The organism is Pseudarthrobacter sp. O4 (assembly GCF_050157025.1).
Taxonomy (GTDB): Bacteria; Actinomycetota; Actinomycetes; order Actinomycetales; family Micrococcaceae; genus Arthrobacter.
Map to the genome: position 1 here is coordinate 4,577,279 of NZ_CP189591.1, position 18,464 is coordinate 4,595,742.

At 63.3% G+C, this 18,464-nt stretch carries 15 protein-coding genes and 3 pseudogenes; 11 read left to right on the forward strand and 7 right to left on the reverse strand.

The genetic code is table 11. The annotated features are described in order from the left end of the window. Nucleotides 1-7 precede the first annotated feature (7 nt). Nucleotides 8-751, reverse strand: a complete 744-nt coding sequence (locus ACQCSU_RS21145) for a GntR family transcriptional regulator (RefSeq protein ID WP_426977340.1) — start codon at nt 749-751, stop codon at nt 8-10. A 267-nt stretch (nt 752-1,018) separates the two neighbouring features. On the opposite strand from ACQCSU_RS21145, the gene ACQCSU_RS21150 reads away from it, so the two are divergent. From ACQCSU_RS21150 to ACQCSU_RS21165, 4 genes are all read left to right on the forward strand, one after another. Then, complete coding sequence (locus ACQCSU_RS21150) at nt 1,019-1,210, forward strand: hypothetical protein (protein WP_426977342.1); 192 nt, start codon at nt 1,019-1,021, stop codon at nt 1,208-1,210. 201 nt (nt 1,211-1,411) lie between these two features. Beyond that, nucleotides 1,412-2,026 carry a hypothetical protein gene (locus ACQCSU_RS21155; protein ID WP_426979890.1) on the forward strand — a complete coding sequence of 205 codons (615 nt, stop codon included), beginning with the start codon at nt 1,412-1,414 and terminating at the stop codon, nt 2,024-2,026. 33 nt (nt 2,027-2,059) lie between these two features. Beyond that, a protein-coding gene (locus ACQCSU_RS21160; RefSeq protein ID WP_426977343.1) for an IS3 family transposase occupies nt 2,060-3,498 on the forward strand; the annotation gives its coding sequence in 2 pieces (ribosomal slippage) (nt 2,060-2,432 and nt 2,432-3,498; 1,440 coding nt in all). 118 nt (nt 3,499-3,616) lie between these two features. Further along, on the forward strand, nt 3,617-4,057 hold the full coding sequence (locus tag ACQCSU_RS21165) for a diaminopimelate decarboxylase family protein (RefSeq protein ID WP_426977345.1): 441 nt from the start codon (nt 3,617-3,619) through the stop codon (nt 4,055-4,057). A 5-nt stretch (nt 4,058-4,062) separates the two neighbouring features. On the opposite strand, the gene ACQCSU_RS21170 is transcribed toward ACQCSU_RS21165, so the two are convergent. Then, a complete protein-coding gene (locus ACQCSU_RS21170; protein ID WP_426977347.1) occupies nt 4,063-5,676 on the reverse strand; it encodes a hydantoinase B/oxoprolinase family protein in 1,614 nt (537 codons plus the stop codon). After that, nucleotides 5,673-6,191 carry a hypothetical protein gene (locus ACQCSU_RS21175; protein ID WP_426977349.1) on the reverse strand — a complete coding sequence of 173 codons (519 nt, stop codon included), beginning with the start codon at nt 6,189-6,191 and terminating at the stop codon, nt 5,673-5,675. Before ACQCSU_RS21175 ends, ACQCSU_RS21170 begins: the two co-directional genes overlap by 4 nt. 44 nt (nt 6,192-6,235) lie before the next feature. On the opposite strand from ACQCSU_RS21175, the pseudogene ACQCSU_RS21180 reads away from it, so the two are divergent. Together ACQCSU_RS21180 and ACQCSU_RS21185 are read left to right on the forward strand one after the other, a co-directional pair. Continuing rightward, nucleotides 6,236-7,162 (forward strand): annotated as a pseudogene (locus ACQCSU_RS21180) (NADP-dependent oxidoreductase); the annotation flags it as partial. A 62-nt stretch (nt 7,163-7,224) separates the two neighbouring features. Beyond that, nucleotides 7,225-8,081: pseudogene (locus ACQCSU_RS21185) on the forward strand (alpha/beta fold hydrolase). 857 nt (nt 8,082-8,938) lie between these two features. Here ACQCSU_RS21185 and ACQCSU_RS21190 read toward each other — a convergent pair. Continuing rightward, nucleotides 8,939-9,652 (reverse strand): SDR family oxidoreductase, encoded by a 714-nt coding sequence (locus ACQCSU_RS21190; RefSeq protein WP_426977351.1) that lies wholly within the window; start codon nt 9,650-9,652, stop codon nt 8,939-8,941. 105 nt (nt 9,653-9,757) lie between these two features. Then, on the reverse strand, nt 9,758-10,834 hold the full coding sequence (locus ACQCSU_RS21195; protein ID WP_426977353.1) for an alkene reductase: 1,077 nt from the start codon (nt 10,832-10,834) through the stop codon (nt 9,758-9,760). A 169-nt stretch (nt 10,835-11,003) separates the two neighbouring features. Between ACQCSU_RS21195 and ACQCSU_RS21200 the strand changes: the two genes are divergently transcribed. The 4 genes from ACQCSU_RS21200 to ACQCSU_RS21215 all read left to right on the forward strand — a co-directional run bounded on the left by ACQCSU_RS21200 (nt 11,004) and on the right by ACQCSU_RS21215 (nt 15,820). Next, on the forward strand, nt 11,004-11,606 hold the full coding sequence (locus ACQCSU_RS21200; protein WP_426977355.1) for a TetR/AcrR family transcriptional regulator: 603 nt from the start codon (nt 11,004-11,006) through the stop codon (nt 11,604-11,606). A gap of 176 nt (nt 11,607-11,782) precedes the next feature. After that, nucleotides 11,783-11,836 (forward strand): hypothetical protein, encoded by a 54-nt coding sequence (locus ACQCSU_RS21205; protein WP_426979891.1) that lies wholly within the window; start codon nt 11,783-11,785, stop codon nt 11,834-11,836. A gap of 1,865 nt (nt 11,837-13,701) precedes the next feature. Next, nucleotides 13,702-14,733: an NADPH:quinone reductase gene (locus ACQCSU_RS21210; RefSeq protein WP_426977356.1), complete on the forward strand. Its 1,032-nt coding sequence runs from the start codon at nt 13,702-13,704 to the stop codon at nt 14,731-14,733. Nucleotides 14,734-15,040: 307 nt separating this feature from the next. Then, the gene (locus tag ACQCSU_RS21215; RefSeq protein ID WP_426977358.1) at nt 15,041-15,820 is read left to right on the forward strand and encodes a type 1 glutamine amidotransferase domain-containing protein; all 780 of its coding nucleotides are present in this window, start codon (nt 15,041-15,043) and stop codon (nt 15,818-15,820) included. 144 nt (nt 15,821-15,964) lie between these two features. Here ACQCSU_RS21215 and ACQCSU_RS21220 read toward each other — a convergent pair whose 3' ends face one another. Together ACQCSU_RS21220 and ACQCSU_RS21225 are read right to left on the reverse strand one after the other, a co-directional pair. Continuing rightward, the gene (locus ACQCSU_RS21220; RefSeq protein WP_426977359.1) at nt 15,965-16,243 is read right to left on the reverse strand and encodes a hypothetical protein; all 279 of its coding nucleotides are present in this window, start codon (nt 16,241-16,243) and stop codon (nt 15,965-15,967) included. Nucleotides 16,244-17,416: 1,173 nt separating this feature from the next. Next, on the reverse strand, nt 17,417-18,001 hold the full coding sequence (locus tag ACQCSU_RS21225) for an HhH-GPD-type base excision DNA repair protein (RefSeq protein WP_426977361.1): 585 nt from the start codon (nt 17,999-18,001) through the stop codon (nt 17,417-17,419). Between the two features lie 120 nt (nt 18,002-18,121). Here ACQCSU_RS21225 and ACQCSU_RS21230 point away from each other — a divergent pair. Beyond that, nucleotides 18,122-18,458: pseudogene (locus tag ACQCSU_RS21230) on the forward strand (DJ-1/PfpI family protein); the annotation flags it as partial. Nucleotides 18,459-18,464: the final 6 nt, after the last annotated feature.

Consider the following 18,464-nt stretch of genomic DNA (forward strand, 5'->3'; position numbering starts at 1 on the left):
CTAATGCCTAGTGGGGAACGAGGCGCTTCTCGAGGCGCTGGCGCGCGCTGGCCAGGGATTGCTTGGTCAGCTTGGTGGCTTCCTTGGCATCCCTTGCCCGGGCGGCTTCCAGGATGGCGGGTTGCGGGGTCCAGAGGCTGTCGTCGTCGTGCTCGATTGCTTCTGTGGCACCTATGACTTTGTACGGCCGGCACTGAAGCCAGAGGTTCTCTATGACCTGCAACAGCACCGGGTTGCCGCCTGCGGAATACAACGTGCGCAGCAGGTCTTCGTCGTCGTCCAGGGCGTCCCACACGCGGCGTTCTTTGACTGCTTTTTGCATACGGGCGCAGGCTGCTTCCATGCGCGCCAAGTCAGCGTCAGAGACGTTGGCGGCGCCGCGCCGGGCGGCCTCAGTTTCCAATGTGGCCCGTACTTCGTAGATATGGATCAGTTCACCGACGGTAAATTCACGAACCACTGCGCCCCGGTGGGCGGCCACGCGTGTAGCAAGCCCGGTCTCTTCAAGCCGGCGGATGGCCTCCCGGACGGGCATCACGCTCGTGCCAACCAATTCTGCAACGTCCCGGACCCTTAGGGGGGAGCCCCCGGCCAATTCGCCGGTGAGAATGGCAGTGCGCAGGGCCTCGTAGACCTGATCTGCCACAAGGGTGGGCGTGATCGAAAAGGCAGGGGATGACCCGGACTGCGGTCCCAGCAAGGCCTTCTTGATCTCCTGTTGTTGAGCAGCTTCAACTTTTTTTCCTATCATGGGAACGATCCTATGGCGAGTCGTGTGGTTTTGCTCCCATTGAGGGTGTCGGTGGTCATGCCCACAGCTGAACTTGTTCCAAAAATCTTCCGCCCATCTATTGCGTGATTTGTGATCACATATCTAAAATAGAACCAGAGGCGGAAGGCACGCCAGAGGGAATCCAAGAAAGCAGTACCGGCACCCAGCCGATACCACATCACCCGACAGAGGCCGGGCTCAGGGACAAGACTTGTCCAAAGCCACTAAGACCAGGAAACCGCAGCCATGAAGAAGCTGACAGCCCCAAGGAACACCCAGCAGCGTCTGCACTACGACGCACATCCCGCCCTGAAGCAGGAAGCCGCGGACCGGCGCACATGGATAGGTTGCACCGGTGGAGAGTTTTCGCTGGATTGCCCGTTCTGCTGGAATCCTGAGCCCAGCCGTCAGGGCATCGCGGCAGACCAACTGTACTGATACCCGGTTTGTATGCTCCCGGGCAAACCGTTTCCAGGCAGCCTTTCCGGAACGCGTGTGGTTGGTATCGCAGATCGCGTTGGGACGCCGGTGTGGATCTATGATGCCGCCACCATCCGGGCCCAAGTGGATCGTCTCAGACACTTCGACGTGATCCGGTACGCACAAAAGGCAGCATCGAAGGTCCACATCCTTCGCCTCATGCGCGAACTGGGTGTGTTGGTGGATGCCGTGTCTGCTGGCGAGGTCCTTCGGGCGTTGGCCGCCGGATACGCGCCTGGCACGGCTGAGGAACAGATTGTCTTTACAGCAGACCTGCTGGACCGCGAAGCATTGCAGCTGGTGGCTGAGCGACAGATACCGGTCAATGCCGGTTCACCGCAAATGCTGGAGCAGCTAGGGAGGGTCTCGCCCGGACACCCTGTGTGGCTCAGGATTAACCCCGGATTCGGACATGGCCATAGCCGCAAGACGAACACAGGGGGCGAACACAGCAAGCACGGCATCTGGCACGAGCATCTCGCAGAATGCCTGGGCCTGGTAGACCGTCATGGGTTGAAGCTTGTTGGCTTCCATATGCACATCGGCTCAGGCGTGGACTACGCCCACCTGGAACGGTATGCGAGGCCATGGTTCAACAGGTCAAGCGGCACGGCCGTGACCTTGAGGCAATATCGGCCGGAGGCGGCCTCTCCATTCCCTACGCTTCGGACGACCCCACTGTGGACACCGAGCGTTACTTCAAAGTTTGGGACACGGCCAGGCCCTACGTGTCAGGCTGGAACGGTACCAGGGGCTCATAGCAAGTCCGTTTAATCGCGTGGGGCGAGAGCCAGGAATCCAGTAATCATGTCCAGTCCAGTTTTGAGTGCGGTACGCGAAGATAGTTCTGTGAGTAGTAGTAGTAATAGTTCCGGGCCGCGAGCCGGTGGGCCGCGGCCGCGCCGGTCATTCACGCCGGTCCAGAAGCTCGAGTTTTTGGCCTCGTACGAGAGCGCTTGCGAGAACAGTGAGGGCGGCGCGTTCCTGCGCCGGGAGGGGCTGTATTCCTCGCAGATGACCGAGTGGCGGCGGCTGCGGGATGCTGGCGTCCTGGCCGGGAAGAAGGCCGGGGAATCGATCGGGAAGCTCTCGGCGGACCAGGCCGAGAACGCGCGTTTGCGCCGCCAGTTAGAGGTGAGTGAGAGCCGGTTGAAGAAGACCGAGGCAGCCCTGGATCTGATGGGAAAACTACAGGCGTTCTTAGAGAGCGCCTCAGAGGATATGCCGGACGGGCCCCGGTCCAAGAAACGCTGATGGCCACCTACCGGTCAATGCTGGAACTGAAGATCCCCTCACGCCGGGCGGCATCCTTGACGGGTGTTTCCCGGACGACTGCGAACCGCAAACCGGTCCCGCCGCGGGACCAGCTGGCGGTGGTGCCGAAGAACAAGCTCAGCGCCGCCGAGAGGGCCGGGATCCTGGTCGCGCTGAACTCACCGGAGTTCGTGGACCTGGCACCGATGCAGGTCTATACGAAGCTGCTGGACCAGGGAATCTATCTGGGGTCCTTGTCGACTTTCTACCGGGTGCTGGAGGACAACAAGCAGGTCAAGGAGCGCCGCCGGCTGGCCAAACACCCGCCGCGGGCCGTTCCTGAACTGGTGGCCACGGCCCCGGGGCAGGTGTTCACCTGGGATATCACGAAACTCGCCGGCCCGGTAAGGGGGAAGTATTTTGACTGCTACATGATGGTTGATATCCATTCCAGGTTCATCGTCGGCGCTCATGTCCACGCCACCGAATCCGGGGTGCTGGCCGTGGAAATGATGAAGGGAATCTTCGGGATCCACGGCATCCCTCAGGTCGTGCACGCGGACCGGGGAACGTCCATGACGTCCAAAACCGTGGCCGCGCTGCTCTCGGACCTGGAGGTCACCAGGTCCCACTCCAGGCCTCGCGTGTCGAATGATAATCCGTACAGTGAGTCGCTGTTCAAGACCCTGAAATACGGTCCGGAATTCCCCGAACGCTTCGCCTCAGTCCACGACGCCCGAGGCTTTATCAGCGGTTTCGTGGACTGGTACAACCATCACCACCAGCATTCCGGAATCGGCTTCCACACCCCCGCGAACGTCCATTACGGCCACGCCACGGGCATCGCCAAAGAACGCTCGGCAACACTAGCGGCAGCCCGCGGGAAACACCCCGAACGCTTCACCACCACCATCGACCCCAAAATCCTCGCGCTCCCAGGACCAGCGTGGATCAACCAACCCAAGGAAATCACCGAACAGTTAGCCGCCTAACTCCCGTTGGTACCGTTCAGCTTGAAAAATTCCGAGGCGACAAATCAGTGATTTCCTAGGCCACAGCGTCAGGCTGGAAATTGCACCGGGTCGATTCCTGGTGGCGGAGTCAGGAGTGTTGGCCTCCGAAGTCAGGGCGATTAAGCAGGTGGACCTCAACCGTTTTGTTCTGGTAAACGCTGGCTTCAATGACCTCGTCCGTCCGGTGATGTACCGCAGCCGCCACCGAGTCACCATCCTTGCTCCTGACGGATCAACCCGCTCAGGCCCGCTAACCGGCGTCGTACTCGCTGGGCCGCTCTGCGAGGCAGGCGACGTCTTTACGCAGTCCGAGGCGGGTGACGTTCAGACCATGCAATTGCCAGAAGCCGCGGTGGGCGATCTGGCCGTTTTCCATGACACCGGCGCCTACGGATCCAGCATGTCGTCAAACTACAATTCCCGCCCGCTGATACCTGAGGTCCTCGTCGACGGCGACACGACCATGCTGATACGGCGTCGCCAAACGGTTCGCGAACTTATCAGCCTCGAAACCGAGGCAGCAGGCAACCTTCATTAAACTTGTTACAACGCCGGCTCGTATCCACCTCCGCCTGCGGTCTGAATGGACAGGCTATCGCCCGGGGCGAGCTCCGACGTCGACATCGCCTCTAGCTCCCGGACTTCTCCGTCCGCGGCCAGCCGCACCACTGCGGGGCGTCCAGGGCTGCCGCCTTCAAGGCCCCACGGCCCTTCGGCAACCCTGGCGGTGGCAACGACGGCGGTGGCACGCCCACGGGTGAGCGTCAGCTCGCGGATCAAACCGTCTCCGCCTCGGTGGCGACCGTTCCCGCCGGTGCCCCGCGCAACCGCATAGCGTTCGACGCGCAGCGGATATTCGCGTTCGATAACCTCGCAGGGAGTATTCCGGGTGTTGGTCATGTGCGTGTGGGTGGCGTCCGCACCTGCCTGGGAGGGAAGGGCTCCCTGGCCTCCGCCGTAAGTCTCCACGTAGGAGAAGTACCTGCCCGTGACATCATCCTGGCCGCCCACCGTGAGAATGCTCATGCTCCCGCTGGAGGCTGCAGGGACGATGCCAGGGGCGAACGCGTGGAATGCGCCGAGCAGAACGTCGACAATTCGTTGGGACGTCTGCGTGTTGCCATTCGCGACTGGTGCCGGGAAAACGGCCGAGACCAGGGAACCGGGACGGGTCGTGACGGTAATGGGTGCCATCAAGCCCGCGTTGGACGGCAGGGTTGGATCCGCCAGGAGTTTTACGACGTAGGCCACACACGCCTCGGCCACCGCGTAGGAGCAATTCATCGCGCCGCGGACCTGGTCTGCCGTCTCGGACAGGTCAACCCGCAGTTCGTCGCCGACCTTTTCCACAGTGGCGATGATCGGGATCTGTATCTTGCGTACGCCGTCGTGCTCGAGGTAGTCCACAAACCGTCCCCGTCCGTCGGGCAAAGATGCCAGCGCGGCCCTGGTCCGACGTTCGGCGTACTCGATCAGCGCATCCGTGGCCGCCGAGAAATGCCCGGATCCCCAGTCCTCGACCAACTCGAGCACGCGGCGCGCTCCGAGCCGGTTGGCGGATACCTGAGCCATGAGGTCCCCGCGGGTTTTGTCTGCCGTTCGGACGTTGGTGAGCATGAGTGCCAGGATGTCCTCGCACATTTCGCCCTCGCTGATCAGGCGTATCGGGGGAATCCGGAGTCCTTCCTGGAAGATCTCGGTGGCATGCGTCGCCATGGAACCAGGAGTAATGCCGCCCACGTCCACATGGTGTGCCATGTTCGCGACCACGGCGAGCAGCTCTTGACCGCGGAACACTGGAGTGATGACGCAGGTGTCGGGAAGGTGGGAGCCTCCCAAGTACGGGTTGTTCGTGATCAGGACATCCCCGGGACGCAGCCTGTCGGCGCCGAATTCCTCAAGTGCCCGTCGGATCAAGGTGGGCATGAGTCCAAGGTGCAGGGGGATGTGTTCGGCTTGCGCGATGAGCTGGCCGTTGGGGCGGTAGAGCCCGGCCGAGCAATCCCTGCGGTCCTTGATGTTGGGGGAGTAGGCGGTTCGGATCAGCGCCATGCCCACCTCTTCGGCGATGGATTCGAGCCGGTTCCTGGCGATTTCGAGATCGACGGCGTTGAGGGTTTGGGTTGGGGCGGGGACCAGCAGTTCCTGAACAGTCACAGTGCTGCCTCCTTCTTGTAGATGTGGAGGAAGCCGAAGTGATCCGTGCGGCATTCCTGTTGGGGGTTGACCACGATGGTCGAGTCGAACTGCTCGATGATGATTGGACCCGTTACAGCCTGCCCTTGGGCCAAGCGGGAGCGGTGGTAAATGGGCGTATCCCTCCATTTGCCAGAGAAGTACACGGAGCGGCTGGAGACCGGGACCCCGTGTTCAGCGACTGTATATTCGGACAGCCTGTCTGAGGTGGCCGAAGGATCGATGGCGGTGACCCTGACAGCCACGATTTCGATCTCGGCGTCGGAGTCGGCAAAACCGTACCGTTCTGCATGGGAGGAATCCAGGGACGAACGGACCACCCTGAAGTCGGGGGAGTACGGCACCGTCAGTTCGTAGCTCTGGCCAACGTACCGGGCGTCCAGGAACCGGAGCAGTTTGAGCGGAGACTTGCCGCGCTCAAGCTGCTCACGGCCGGCTGTCTCCAGGCTGAGGAACCGCGCTTCGAGATCATCCATTTCCTGTGGGCTGCGGATGAGGGTGCTGGCGGAGAAATCGTGCCGGAGACCATGATGTGCTCGTGCAGATTCAGGCTGCAGGGTTGAACATGCTGGATGAGAAGATCCGCCTCGGGGAGTTCAAGCAGATCCTGCCCTACACGATGCCGTTGATCCTCGGCAACGACCTCGCTGGCCTCGTCATCCAGGTCGGCGCGAAGGTGCGGGCGTTCAAGCCTGGTAATGAGGTTTACGCCCGACCCTCGAAGGACCGCATCGGGACGTTCGCGGAGCGCATTTCCATCGCCGAGGCGGACCTCGCCCTCAAGCCCGCATCGATCAGCATTGAGGAGGCGGCCTCTGTCCCGTTGGTGGCGTTGACTGCGTGGCAGGCGCTCGTGGAACGCGGCCGCGTGCATCCGGGTCAGAAGGTCCTCATCCATGCTGGTGCGGGCGGTGTCGGGTCGATCGCGATCCAGCTCGCCAAGCACCTCGGCGCGACCGTCGCGACGACGGTGAGTGCCGCCAACGCGGACTTCGTGCGCGAGCTCGGTGCGGATGTGGTCATCGACTACCGCAGCCAGGATTTCGCCGAGATCCTGCACGATTACGACTTCGTGTTGGACAGCCTCGGTGGGCAGAACCTCGAGAAGTCGCTCCGGGTACTCAAGCGTGGCGGCAAAGCGGTCGGGATCGCCGGGCCCCCGGACCCTGAGTTCGCTCGTGACATGGGCCTGAACCCGGTACTGCGGCTGGCGATCACCGCACTCAGTAGCAAAATCCGCCGGAGAGCCCGCCGGCTCGGCGTGAGCTACGAGTTCCTGTTCATGCGCGCCGACGGTGACCAGCTCCGCCAAATCGGCGCCCTCATCGATGACGGCGTGCTCCGCCCTGTCGTCGGACGCGTCTTCCCGTTCGAGCAGGCCCCCCAGGCCCTGGCGTCCCTCGAAAAGGGCGGCATCAGGGGCAAAGCTGTCATCAGCAAAACCTGACCCGCCGCACTCACGACCACCATCATCCACTAGATCATCAACCACCTAGAAGGAGAATCATCATGAGGCCCACAAGCAACGACCCCGCCACGTCCTACGCGACGGCGCCGGCCGGCACCGTCAATGCCGGCGGCGTCAGCTACGCCTACCGGGAATTGGGAACCAAGGGCGGGATCCCGGTCGTTTTCTTCGTCCACCTCGCCGCGACCCTGGACAACTGGGATCCCCGCATCATCGACGCCATCGCGAACGAGCACATGTCATCGCCTTCGACAACCGCGGCGTCGGTGCCACCACCGGCACCGTCCCCGACAGCATCGAGGCGATGGCCGATGACGCCTACACCTTCATCCGTGCGCTCGGTTTCGACACGGTCGATGTCTTCTCGTTCTCGCTCGGCGGCATGGTCGCCCAGGCCCTTGTGGCTAAGCACCCGGAGTCGGTCCGCAAGCTGATCCTCACCGGCACCGGCCCGAAGGGTGGCAAGGACATAGACAGGGTCGCCGGGACCACCTACTACGACATGCTGCGTGCCACCCTGACCCGGTCGGATCCGAAGGAGTTCCTGTTCTTCAACCGCAACGCCACCGGCCAACGGGCCGCGAAAGCGTTCGTCGAACGCCTCAAGGAGCGCACGGTGGACCGTGACGCCCCCATCAAGGTCAAGGCGTTCCAGACCCAGCTGACGGCGATCAAGAAGTGGGGCCGAGGGGCACCCGCGGACCTGTCGACGATCACCCAGCCCACCCTGATCGCCAACGGCGACAACGACCGGATGGTCCCGTCGATCCTCTCCGAAGACCTGCACCGCCGCATCAAAGGGTCCGAGTTGATCATTTATCCCGACGCCGGGCACGGCGGAATCTTCCAGTTCCACGACAAGTTCGTCCCCGTCGCCGTCGAGTTCCTCGCGCGCTGACCGGCACCCCGAGAGCTCCAGGAAGGAACGCAACGGCCATGACGCGTCTTTACGCCAGGAAACCGTTCGCCTCTTCGATCCTGTTGTGGATGCGCACCGACCAGCCCCGCCGGCAGGGAATGGACTACTGGAGAGGCCCGCACTCCAAGATCATCACCGCAACCCCCGGGGTTCGACGAGTACCGCCAGATCCGCCTGGCCGAGCACAATCCCGGGTTGTGGCCGGCAATCCGTGGCGTTGAACCCGCCATCCGGTCGACCGCAAGATCGATGGGGTCGCAGAAGTCACGTTTACATCTATTCTCTCGCCGCTTCGGGGGAGGAAGCAGACAAAGCTTGCCTATAAAGATGAAGTGAACGTGTTCCGACGTACCCTGCTCTACGCAGGGCCACCGAACTTGGCCTGCTGGTACGACGTCGCCCGGCCCGGCGAGAAGGCCGGATCCCGCGCCCTCATCTACCTCAATAAACAGGACGGGCTCACGACTGGTACGTTCCGGAAGTACTTCAGTGACGAACTTGTTCCCAGCTCGCGAATACCGGCACCCTTGAAGGAACTCCGAACCCAGGTATTCATGCCGAACGTCGCGCACAACAACCCGACCGGCCAGCAGCTCCACGTCTCACTCATGCTCGGCTTCACCGACGCGCGGGACCGGCAGGCATTCTTCGGGGCGATGAGATCACGAAGCTGTCCGGCAGGCTGCCGGAGTTTGCGGCCGCCGTCCACGCCTACGAGGTGTCCGAAGCACTGACGCCTACCCACCCGTGTAGTCGGCTGAGTCGCTGCCGAGTATAGGAACGCCACCGGATGAGTCGATGGTGGACTCATCCGGTGGCGTCTGGGTCGCCCCGGCTTAAGCGCGGGTGCCGTGGATCTCCGGGTACAGTGCCTCGACCGGGGCGCTAAGTGCTGCCTTGACGCCCGCGGTGGTGTCGTCGGCGATGACTTCGTACTCGCCGGCCTCGACCGCGGTGTAGACACTCTGCACGAGGTCGATGGGTGTCATCTTGGGGCCGTCGGCGTGGGCGGCCATCGCGGTGTCGACGTAACCCATGTGGACACCGACCACGTGGACGCCCTTCGGGCCAAGCTCGAGGCGGAAGGAGTTGGTCGCCGACCAGAGGGCGGCCTTGGAGGCGCTGTAGATGCCGCCGAAGGCGTACCAGCTGGCAACGGAGTGCACATCGATGAGGACCGATTCCGGCTTCGCAATCAACACCGGGGCGAAGGCGCGGGCGAGGAACACGGGGCCAAAGAAGTTCGTCTCCATGTTGGCCCGGATGTCGGTCTCGGTGATGTCCAGCAGGCTTGCGCTGGGCGGGTTCGCGCCGGCGTTGTTGATCAGCACGGTGACGTCCTGCGCGGCGGTGACCGCGGCTTCGACCGACGTGGAGTCGTTGATGTCGAGGGTGAGGGGCACGATGCGCTCGTCGTCCCAGGCGCGCGGGGTGCGGGCGGTGGCGTAGACCTTGGCGGCGCCGCGGGCGAGGGCGTCATGGACGAACTGAGTTCCGATTCCGCCGTTGGCGCCGGTGACGAGCACGACGGCTCCGTTGAGTGAAGGCATGGCTGGGGTTCTTTCTGTTGTGACGAGGGCCGTCCGCCGGGTGGGGTGGCCAAAGGGGATGGTGAGCCGCCATCGGGGGAGGATGGACGGCTCACCGCACACTCCTCAGGCGTGTGCCAGGGCAGGGTAGTCGGTGTACCCGGTTTCACCGCCGGTGTAGAGCGTGGTCGGGTCCAGCTCGTTCAACGACGCGTCGGTGCGGAGGCGTTCAACGATGTCCGGGTTTGCCAGAGCGAACCGGCCCAGCGGAGCGAGATCCGCAAGGTCCGCGTCGATGTCGTCGGCGATCTGTTCCCGGGTGCGCCCATACCGGACGACCAGCACCGCGGTTGGCCACACTTCGCGGAACCAGCGGAGGAGCTCGTCGTCGCCGACATGGTGCACGTGCAGGTAAGCGAGGTTCAGCTTCGCGAGCTCCCCGACCAGCTGCCTGTACTGGGCCCGCACGCTCTCGATATCGCCTTCATCCAGGCCGCCGAGGGGCATACCGGGGGAGAGCCGGATGCCGACCCGGTCCGCGCCGATCTCTTCTGCCACCGCTTGGGCGACCTCGACGACGAAACGCGAGCGATTCTCCACCGACCCGCCGTACTGGTCAATGCGGTGGTTCGCGTTAGGGGAGAGGAACTGGTGCAGGAGGTATCCGTTTGCCCCGTGGATCTCAACGCCGTCGGCGCCGGCGGCGATCGCGGATGCGGCGGCGTGCCGGAAGTCCGCGATCGTGGCTTGGATGTCCGAGACGCTCAGCTCGCGCGGCACAGGGGTCTTCTGCAGCCCGGTTGGAGTGAACATGTCTTGATCGGCGGAGATCGCTGATGGTGCGACGGGCTGGCGGTGGTGCGGGGTGTTGTCCGGGTGAGCTATCCGGCCGGCGTGCATCAACTGGACGAATAGCGCGCCGCCACCCGCGTGCACAGCGTTAGCTACGTCACGCCATCCTTCGATGTGTGCCGGTGTGTAGATCCCTGGGGTGTTCAAGTAGCCCTGCCCGTCGTCGGAGGGCTGTGTGCCTTCAGTGATGGTCAGTCCGAGCGAGGCGCGCTGACCGTAGTACTCCGCGACAAGAGGGCCTGGCGTGCCATCCGGGTTCGCGCGATTCCGAGTCATGGGCGCCAGCGCCAACCGGTGCGGTAGCTCGACGCGGCCTAGTGTGAACGGCTGCCAGAGAGAAGACGAGGTCATCGGTGTTGTTCCTTTGCATGGATCGTTCATGAGCGCCACTGGCCCGCGGGGCTGCGGAGGGCCATGCGGCATTCGTGGCAGAATGTCAGCAACTCTTCTGAGCCCAACCAGTCGTGACTACACTCATAACTGAGTGTAGTCATCAGTTATTCCCGAAAGGACGAACCTGATGTCATCCCCAGTCCAGGCGCCCGGCCGGCGCGAGCGAAACAAGCAGCAAAAACTCGAACGCATCACTGCAGCCGCGCGCGAATTGTTCACCGAGTACGGTGTTGACGACGTCACGACCCAGCAGATCGCGGACAGGGCCGATGTGGGAACTGGGACCCTGTTCCTTTACGCCAAGACCAAGGGTGAGCTTCTGTTGCTCGTGCAGAACTCCAGCTACGTCGACGCCCTCGAGCGGGGTCGAGCGGCGGCGGAGAACATCCCAGACGCGCTCGACGCGGTGATGGCGATCGTCCGCCCGGTAGTGGAATGCAACCGCACCCAGGTTGACAACGGGCGCACCTACCTCAAGGAAATCGTATTCGGCGACCCCCAGGAACCTCATCACCGAGACGCGCTCGCGCTGACCGTGCAGACCGAGGAAGCCATCGCCGCCGTGCTCCGGCGAAACCACGCCCTCGGCGAACGCGACGGAGCAACCCGGGCGCACATCGTATCCGCCATCATGTTCATCAGCATGGCGGCGACCATCAACATCGCAAGCAGCGTCGATGACATCGTTGACGAGATCAGGAATCAGGTCGCCGTTCTTCTGCCTCATTGACGCGGCCTTGCGATCACTTGCGCCTCGCCTGGTAGTCCTGATCACTTGCGCTCGCAGCCTCTCGACAAACCGCCACCGCTATCATTGGACGGTGAGTGAAACCCTTCCCCTTGTCGGAACAAAGACCGCAACATCCGCCCCGTGAACGGCGCCGGGGCCACGACATCGACTGCAAGGTGGACGGCTTCGGTCCCATGCAGCTCAAGTCCAGCGTCGCCAAGAAAGTCTGACGCGCCGCCCCAAAACAACGCCAAGGCAAAGAACGAACCCCGCCGTTCCACTGAAGGAACGGCGGGGTTCGTCGTGTACGCCCGACATAGGCACTGGCTTGGAGGTGGAAACCCTCTGGAGGAGAAGGTGAGCTAACTCCTAGCCAATGGCAACTGCGTCATCGTGAGGTGGGTGGGAAGGAATCCTCATGGCCCGGGCGCAGTACTCAATCTGCCCGGCGGCGCCCACCCTTTGAGCCAGCACCGTCGCCGGCATCCGTGGATTCTCCTCCAGGGTGAATAGAGGCGAAGGTGGTGCTTTCGACAGGCGCCAACTTTAGTGCCGTAGCTGGCGGCCATGAGCGAGCCAGCCGAGACGCGACAGCCGCCGGTGCGATCTGGCGCGAACGAGAGTACAACTGTCCGCTTCCTTGGGCCCTCGATCGCTCAACCTCCGAGACGGGTCGAGCACTACATGTTGTGCGTATTCCAAATTTTCGCCCGTATCTGGTGTTCGGGGTCGCCGATAACCGACGTTTCGTCGTTCTGATTTCGGCTGGCTCAGGGGCGAGCTGTTTTGAGGGCACGAGTGCGAAAGTGTGGGGGGGGGGCGGTCCTGGATGAACAAGGTTGTGAGGCTCCGAGTCAGGTCTTTGATCGATTTGGCGGAATAGCACGCCCGGCGCGCGCTGTAGACCCGTCCATCGAGCACGGATATTGGCAGGGCAACGGCGAATCATCTGGGCCGCAGGGCGGCCTGGAAATCCGACAAGGAGGGCCATCGACGCCATCGCTCAGTCTGTCCCGGCCGGGTTCTCGTCATGCGGGTTTCTATCCGTTTGCCCATGAGATGTTCAGAACGGAGGGGGCGCCGGCATGACGGTCATCGATTTGACCGCATCTGCCTTGCTCCGTTCGTCAGTGCTCGATCTGGGCCGCCGGCAACGCTCTTGCGCAGTCACCGGAGCCCGGCAAGTCAGGGCGACACTGTCTCACGTACGTCGCAGAACTGCCGCGCCCGGCGGGCCGCGGCCGTCAGTTGAACCAAGCAGAAAACTGGGCAAAAGAACGGGGTGTGGACAGTGTCCACACCTTAGGCTTCGGATCGGGTCGTACATCGCTCGGACTGGCCCGGATTGAGGAAGTTTTCGGGAGTTCCCAGTGTTTGCAGGGTCTGGAGTCCGGTTCGAGTCCCACCTCGGGCACAGCATTCCCCCTCGTCAGAGGGGTTTTTGCTTTAACGTGTGTACATTGGCCTTGCTCTGGTCCCTCTGACGCTTGTTGCGGCCTGTGGCCTGGCTGCCGCGGTGGCCTGTGAAGTTGTGTGGGTGGCGGGGTCAGGGCCCTGGCTGGTGGGCCCTCCGCCTTCTGTGATGTGGGGTCATCTGGGTCTCCTTTCTGGCATGTTCTGGTGGCCGTGGTTGGTCTTGTACCTATTCATGCTCTGGGGTCCGGTTGACGACATGACCTGCGAGGATTTCTTGAAGTTTTTGTATCCCGGTTCGCTGCTTCCTATGGGCTTGGGGGGAGGGGCTGGTTCCCGTTTGTCCGGCCAAGAGGGGTGTGCACATTGTCCACACCGGAGTGAGTGTTCTGCCGTTGATCCTTTGTGGCTCCTTCCTTGCATACTTCTGCTGACACGCATTCATGGGGCCGCGAGTTCTGTGTGACCTGACCGCCAAACCCCGCCATCTGCTCACCGAGGCGGGCATCGGATACCGGTTCATGCCTTAGAGACACGCGGGCGCGGATGCCCGGATCAGCATCTCAAATCCTTTGGGACAGGCGCCGGATATGGTGGGTTCTACGGCCAGGAGGGACCGTTGCCCGCATTTGGTCCGGCACCCGGCGGGAATTTTCGGTCGGGGCCGGCGTTGGGTCTGAGTATGAAAGCAATCGTGTACCGTGCCACCGGCGATCCGTCTGTTCTCGAGCTCGTCGACCGCGAGATCCGCGACCCGGGGCGCGGGGAGGCGCGCGTGCGGATCATGGTCTCCGCGGTGAACCCCACCGACTGGAAGTCGCGCCGCGGCGCCAAACCGGGCGAGCCCTTGCCCTTCGCGGAGGTCGTGCCGAACCAAGACGGCGCCGGAGTGGTGGACGCCGTCGGACCCGGCGTCGAGCATCTCCACGTCGGTGACAGGGTCTGGCTGGCCTTGGCCGCCCACCAGCGCGCCGACGGCGGGACAGCGCAGGAGTTCGCCGTCCTGCCGGCCGAGCGGGTCTTTCCGCTGCCGGAGAACGCCGGGTTCGACCTCGGCGCAAGCCTGGGCGTTCCCGCGATCACCGCCCACCGGGCCCTGACCATCGCCGAGGACGGCCCGCGGCGGCTGCACCCGGGAACCTTGGACGGCAAAGTAGTTCTCGTCGCTGGAGGGGCCGGCGCCGTGGGCCATGCGGCGATCCAGCTCGCCAAGTGGGCCGGCGCCGTTGTGATCACGACCGTGAGCGGACCGGCGAAGGCTGCGCTGGTCACGGCTGCCGGCGCCGATCACGTCGTCAATTACCGGGAAACCCACGCGGCCGGGGAGATCCGCCGGATCGCTCCCAACGGCGTCGACCAGATCGTGGAGGTGGCACCCGCGCAGAACGAGGAACTCGACCTGGCAGTGATCCGCAACCGCGGCTCCGTCGCCGTCTACGCCAACAACGGCGGCGATCAGGTGAGCCTGGACGTGCGCAGGCATTTCAGCCTCAACGTCCGCTACCAGTTCGTGCTGCTCTACACCGTTGGCATGGCGGCGGTGCAAGCCGCCGCCGAGGACATCAATGCGGCCATCGCCGACGGCGCCCTTCCGGTGGGAGAAGCCGCAGGCCTGCCGCTGCATCGCTTTGACCTGGCTGACACGGCTGGGGCCCACGCGGCGGTGGAAGAGAGCATCGTCGGCAAGGTGCTGATCGATGTGTCAGCCGGCTAGCCGATAACGCGTCGGGAGCCTCGCGGGGATCATCACGCGGTGCAGCCGCGGGACTGAGCGGGCCGAGCAGTCCGGACTGCGCACCGTGATGGATCAATATGGCGCTACTTTTGGGCCAACTCAGCGGACGGTCAGATATCGCGGCTTCACCCCGTGGATCATCAACGACAGTGAGAGGCAACCGTGCCGGGACCAACAGGCCAGCACACCCCAATCCTGCACCAGAACGAGGGTCCAGAAAACGGTAACGAGGGAGGGCCCGAAATGGGCTGGGCGTAGGGTGGAAGTTAGACGAAAGGAACACGTCATGAAGAAAATCCTCATGTTACTGACCAGCGTTTCCGAGATCGGCGATACCGGCGAGAAGACCGGCTACAACGTGGCGGAAGCTGCACATCCCTGGAAGGTCTTCAAGGATTCCGGGCACTTCGTCGACTTCGCGTCGATCCAGGGCGGCCAGCCCCCGCGCGACAAGGTGGACTCAGAAGATCCCATCCAGGTCGCCTTCACGGAGGACGAGACCACGCGCGCCGGTCTCTACAACACTGCCCGCGTCGACGTCGTTGATCCCGAACAGTACGACGCCGTCTTCCTCGTGGGAGGCCACGGCACCATGTGGGACTTCCCGGACAGCGAAGGCTTGCAGAATCTGGTGGCCAGCGTCTACAACGCCGGCGGCTTGGTGGGCGCGGTCTGCCACGGACCGGCCGGCCTGCTGAACGTGGAATTGGAGAACGGGCTTCGCCTCGTCGAGGGCCGGAAGGTGGCCGCCTTCACCAACGACGAGGAGGTTGCCGCAGGGAAGGACAAGGTCATCCCGTTCTTTTTGGCAGACCGACTTGAGGAACAGGGCGCCACCCACGTCTCCGCTGGTGTCTTTGAGGAGAAGGTCGTGGTTGACGACCGGCTGGTGACCGGCCAGAACCCGGCCTCAGCCGCCGGCGTGGCCAAGGAGATGGAGAAGCTCTTCGCAGAGGTCATCCACCAGGAAAAAGCCGAGGAACAGCACGAGACGGAGGCTCTGCGCGCCGAGAAGGACGCCGAGAAGAACGCCAAGAAGGCTGCTGCGGCAGGCACCGAGCACTAACGCCCGCAGCGCACTGAAACTGGCGGCCGCCCCGACGACGGGGCTGTCGCCAGCCCGCGTACGTGCGCCGGCAACCACACTGTCCAACGCATCGCCGACCTGCTTCAGGTTCCGCGCTCCACGATCTACGGCCACCTCAACAAATCAAGCATCGGACGACGAATCACGCACCACCGGCCAGCTGGCCATCACCCTGTCGGGCATTCTGCTCAGTGCTGCGGCCTGCGCCGTCCCGCAGGGGCACATTGAGCCGAACGCTACGCCACTGACGGCGTCGGCCACACCCGTGAATCCTTTGCCCAGTGCCACAACCACGGCAACCGCAGCCCCGGCACCGGCAGCCAGTGAGACGGCGGCGGCACCTGCTCCGGAGACCCGCCAATCTGCACCGATGGAGACGTTCACGTTCCCGGACGCCCACATTTTCCTTCACCCGCCCGGCCGGCTGGACCGTCACGGTCAAGCCCGGTCCGGTAAACAACGCTGAAGAGCAGAAAATCTCCTTCGAGGCGACCATCTCGGACGAGTAGTGCTGCCTCATAGCGCTGCCGCCCTCAGGCTGTTAGTGGGCTTGAGCCTAGCAGGCGGCGTCGACGCTGCACGGCTGGCAGAGGCGCAGTCGCCAGGCCGCGCTTGTCGTTACTCCAGCCCGGCACGGCCGCGTAGCGAACCGGCATGCCTTCAGTCCCCGGACTTCCGTTTCCGGGCACGGCGCACAGCCCGGACGGCCAGGACGATGAAGACCGCGAAGAACGCGACCGGCAGGAGCGACAGCGGGTTCCAGCCCTCAATGCTCATCGAATTCCCCTTCCAGTTCGGATGCTTTTGAGCCGACTCTACCGGGCCGGACGTGCAGCCGCCCGTAGCCGCTAGGACCATGCGGGGCCTGGTTGACTCCCATCGTAAGAATCAGGGCATGGGCGCCAGAGATAGGAAGCAGCCGACCAAAGCCCAAGCCTTCTTTATGGGCGTTCTGGCTTTGTTCCTTTTGATCAACATCTTATGGCGGTGCTGGTGGAGGGTCGCCTTGCGACGGTCTTCTATTGGCTTGTCGTGGCAATGGACGTAGCCCTCCTTGTAGTGAGCGCGTGGTTGTACCGTCGAGCCGTGAAGAGCCCACCCACACGCGACTAGCACGCACGATACTGCCGGTTATCGCGCAGCGGGCAACGGAGGAGATCTGCCCCTTCTTCTCACTGCTCGCCGCTGAGCCTTCCGGATCGTCTTGGCGGGCTGGTCCATTGGCTACGTCGTGGCGCCTGGGCTGATGTTCACCTGGCACGTGCCCAAATCCTCTGGCGCGGACCCTGGATGTGCCGGATCGTTAGGTCTATGCATTCGTTGAGGCCAAAGCGCTGATCAACGCCCGAAGTTCCACTGTCTGGGACATCATCACCGATGCCGGCAATTTCGGTGGGGCCGGACGCCCGCCATGGGTTGCGCGGACTGCGTGAGAAGCGTCTGCTGCAGGGCGTTGTGCGGGACCGGAGCGTTAGACCGGGGCCTGAACGTGTGTGCAACGTCTGATATTCATTGCCGGGGTCCGCGCAACCGATCGACAAACGTATCGGAACCCTTTGGTTCATGCCATTCTTATCAGCGCTCGGATGCCTTCGCGGCTTTGATGGCGGCCTTGGCAGCCTGCTTGCTGGCGCGCACTTTTTTCAGCGACTCGGGATCCACGATGTCGGCGACAGAAAGAAACGCACTCTCGTGGCCATAGGGGTCAGCAGCCTCACGCCAGCCTTGTGCCTGGAGTCCGCACTGCTTGCCGAGTAGTGCGAGGAAGATTTTTGCCTTTTGCTCTCCGAAGCCGGGCAGTCCCTTCAGCCTGCGTAGCACTTCCTGGCCGTCCGGGTCGTCCTGGTTCCAGATGGCAGTTGCATCCCCTTTCCAATCGCGCTGTACGGTCGCGGCGAGGTCCTGGACGCGGCTGGCCATCGAGCTAGGGAAGCGGTGGATGGACGGACGCTCCTTGAAGATCTCAACGAAGCCTGCCGGGTCATGTTCGGCGATTGCGGCAGGGGCCATGGACCCGATGCGCCTCCGGATTTTTTCGGGTCCGGCAAACGCAGACTCCATGGTCACCTGCTGGTCAAGCAGCATGCCGATTAGGAGTGCGAACGCGTCATTGCTGAGCAGTTGGTCGGCGGCGGGGTCGCCAGTGATGTGCAGTTCCATGCGCCCATCCTCCCACCTGCTCCGAGTCGCGTCATGCCACCTACGACAGCAGGGCGTTGCCGTCCGCGCCGCCACGTCCCACGAACTCGGCAAGCGGGATGCTGAAGCTCCGTCCCACCGAACGCATCGGACTTTGACGCCTTGGTGCTCCCCGGTGGAGTGGATAAACGCCGACCACCTCCGTGTGGATAAGGACTCGCAGACGTTCGCACGCATCTGGTTTGAGCAGGACAAAACCGGTGGCCGCGATCTGCCGCGGACCGTGGGGGCTGATGAATGCCGGTGTTGGTCAGCGGTCGAAAAGTTGCCTCCGACCACACGCTCCAGAAGGAAGTATAGAACGCAGGCGCCAACTGGATCGATGAGGAGGTGGCGGTCGACCAAGGCTTGGTGACCAGCCGTAACCCGGATGATCTTCGGACCTTTAAGCAAACTGTTGGAGGAAATCTCGGAGGGCATTCCG

Excerpts from the sequence above, each read along its gene's own strand:
- ACQCSU_RS21190 (WP_426977351.1), bottom strand. The coding sequence starts at position 9,652 with ATGCCTTCACTCAACGGAGCCGTCGTGCTCGTCACCGGCGCCAACGGC.
- ACQCSU_RS21220 (WP_426977359.1), bottom strand. The coding sequence starts at position 16,243 with ATGTGGGCGTCCGGGAACGTGAACGTCTCCATCGGTGCAGATTGGCGG.
- ACQCSU_RS21175 (WP_426977349.1), bottom strand. The coding sequence starts at position 6,191 with ATGGATGATCTCGAAGCGCGGTTCCTCAGCCTGGAGACAGCCGGCCGT.
- ACQCSU_RS21210 (WP_426977356.1), top strand. The coding sequence starts at position 13,702 with ATGAAAGCAATCGTGTACCGTGCCACCGGCGATCCGTCTGTTCTCGAG.
- ACQCSU_RS21150 (WP_426977342.1), top strand. The coding sequence starts at position 1,019 with ATGAAGAAGCTGACAGCCCCAAGGAACACCCAGCAGCGTCTGCACTAC.
- ACQCSU_RS21215 (WP_426977358.1), top strand. The coding sequence starts at position 15,041 with ATGAAGAAAATCCTCATGTTACTGACCAGCGTTTCCGAGATCGGCGAT.
- ACQCSU_RS21225 (WP_426977361.1), bottom strand. The coding sequence starts at position 18,001 with ATGGAACTGCACATCACTGGCGACCCCGCCGCCGACCAACTGCTCAGC.
- ACQCSU_RS21195 (WP_426977353.1), bottom strand. The coding sequence starts at position 10,834 with ATGACCTCGTCTTCTCTCTGGCAGCCGTTCACACTAGGCCGCGTCGAG.
- ACQCSU_RS21145 (WP_426977340.1), bottom strand. The coding sequence starts at position 751 with ATGATAGGAAAAAAAGTTGAAGCTGCTCAACAACAGGAGATCAAGAAG.
- ACQCSU_RS21155 (WP_426979890.1), top strand. The coding sequence starts at position 1,412 with ATGCGCGAACTGGGTGTGTTGGTGGATGCCGTGTCTGCTGGCGAGGTC.
- ACQCSU_RS21200 (WP_426977355.1), top strand. The coding sequence starts at position 11,004 with ATGTCATCCCCAGTCCAGGCGCCCGGCCGGCGCGAGCGAAACAAGCAG.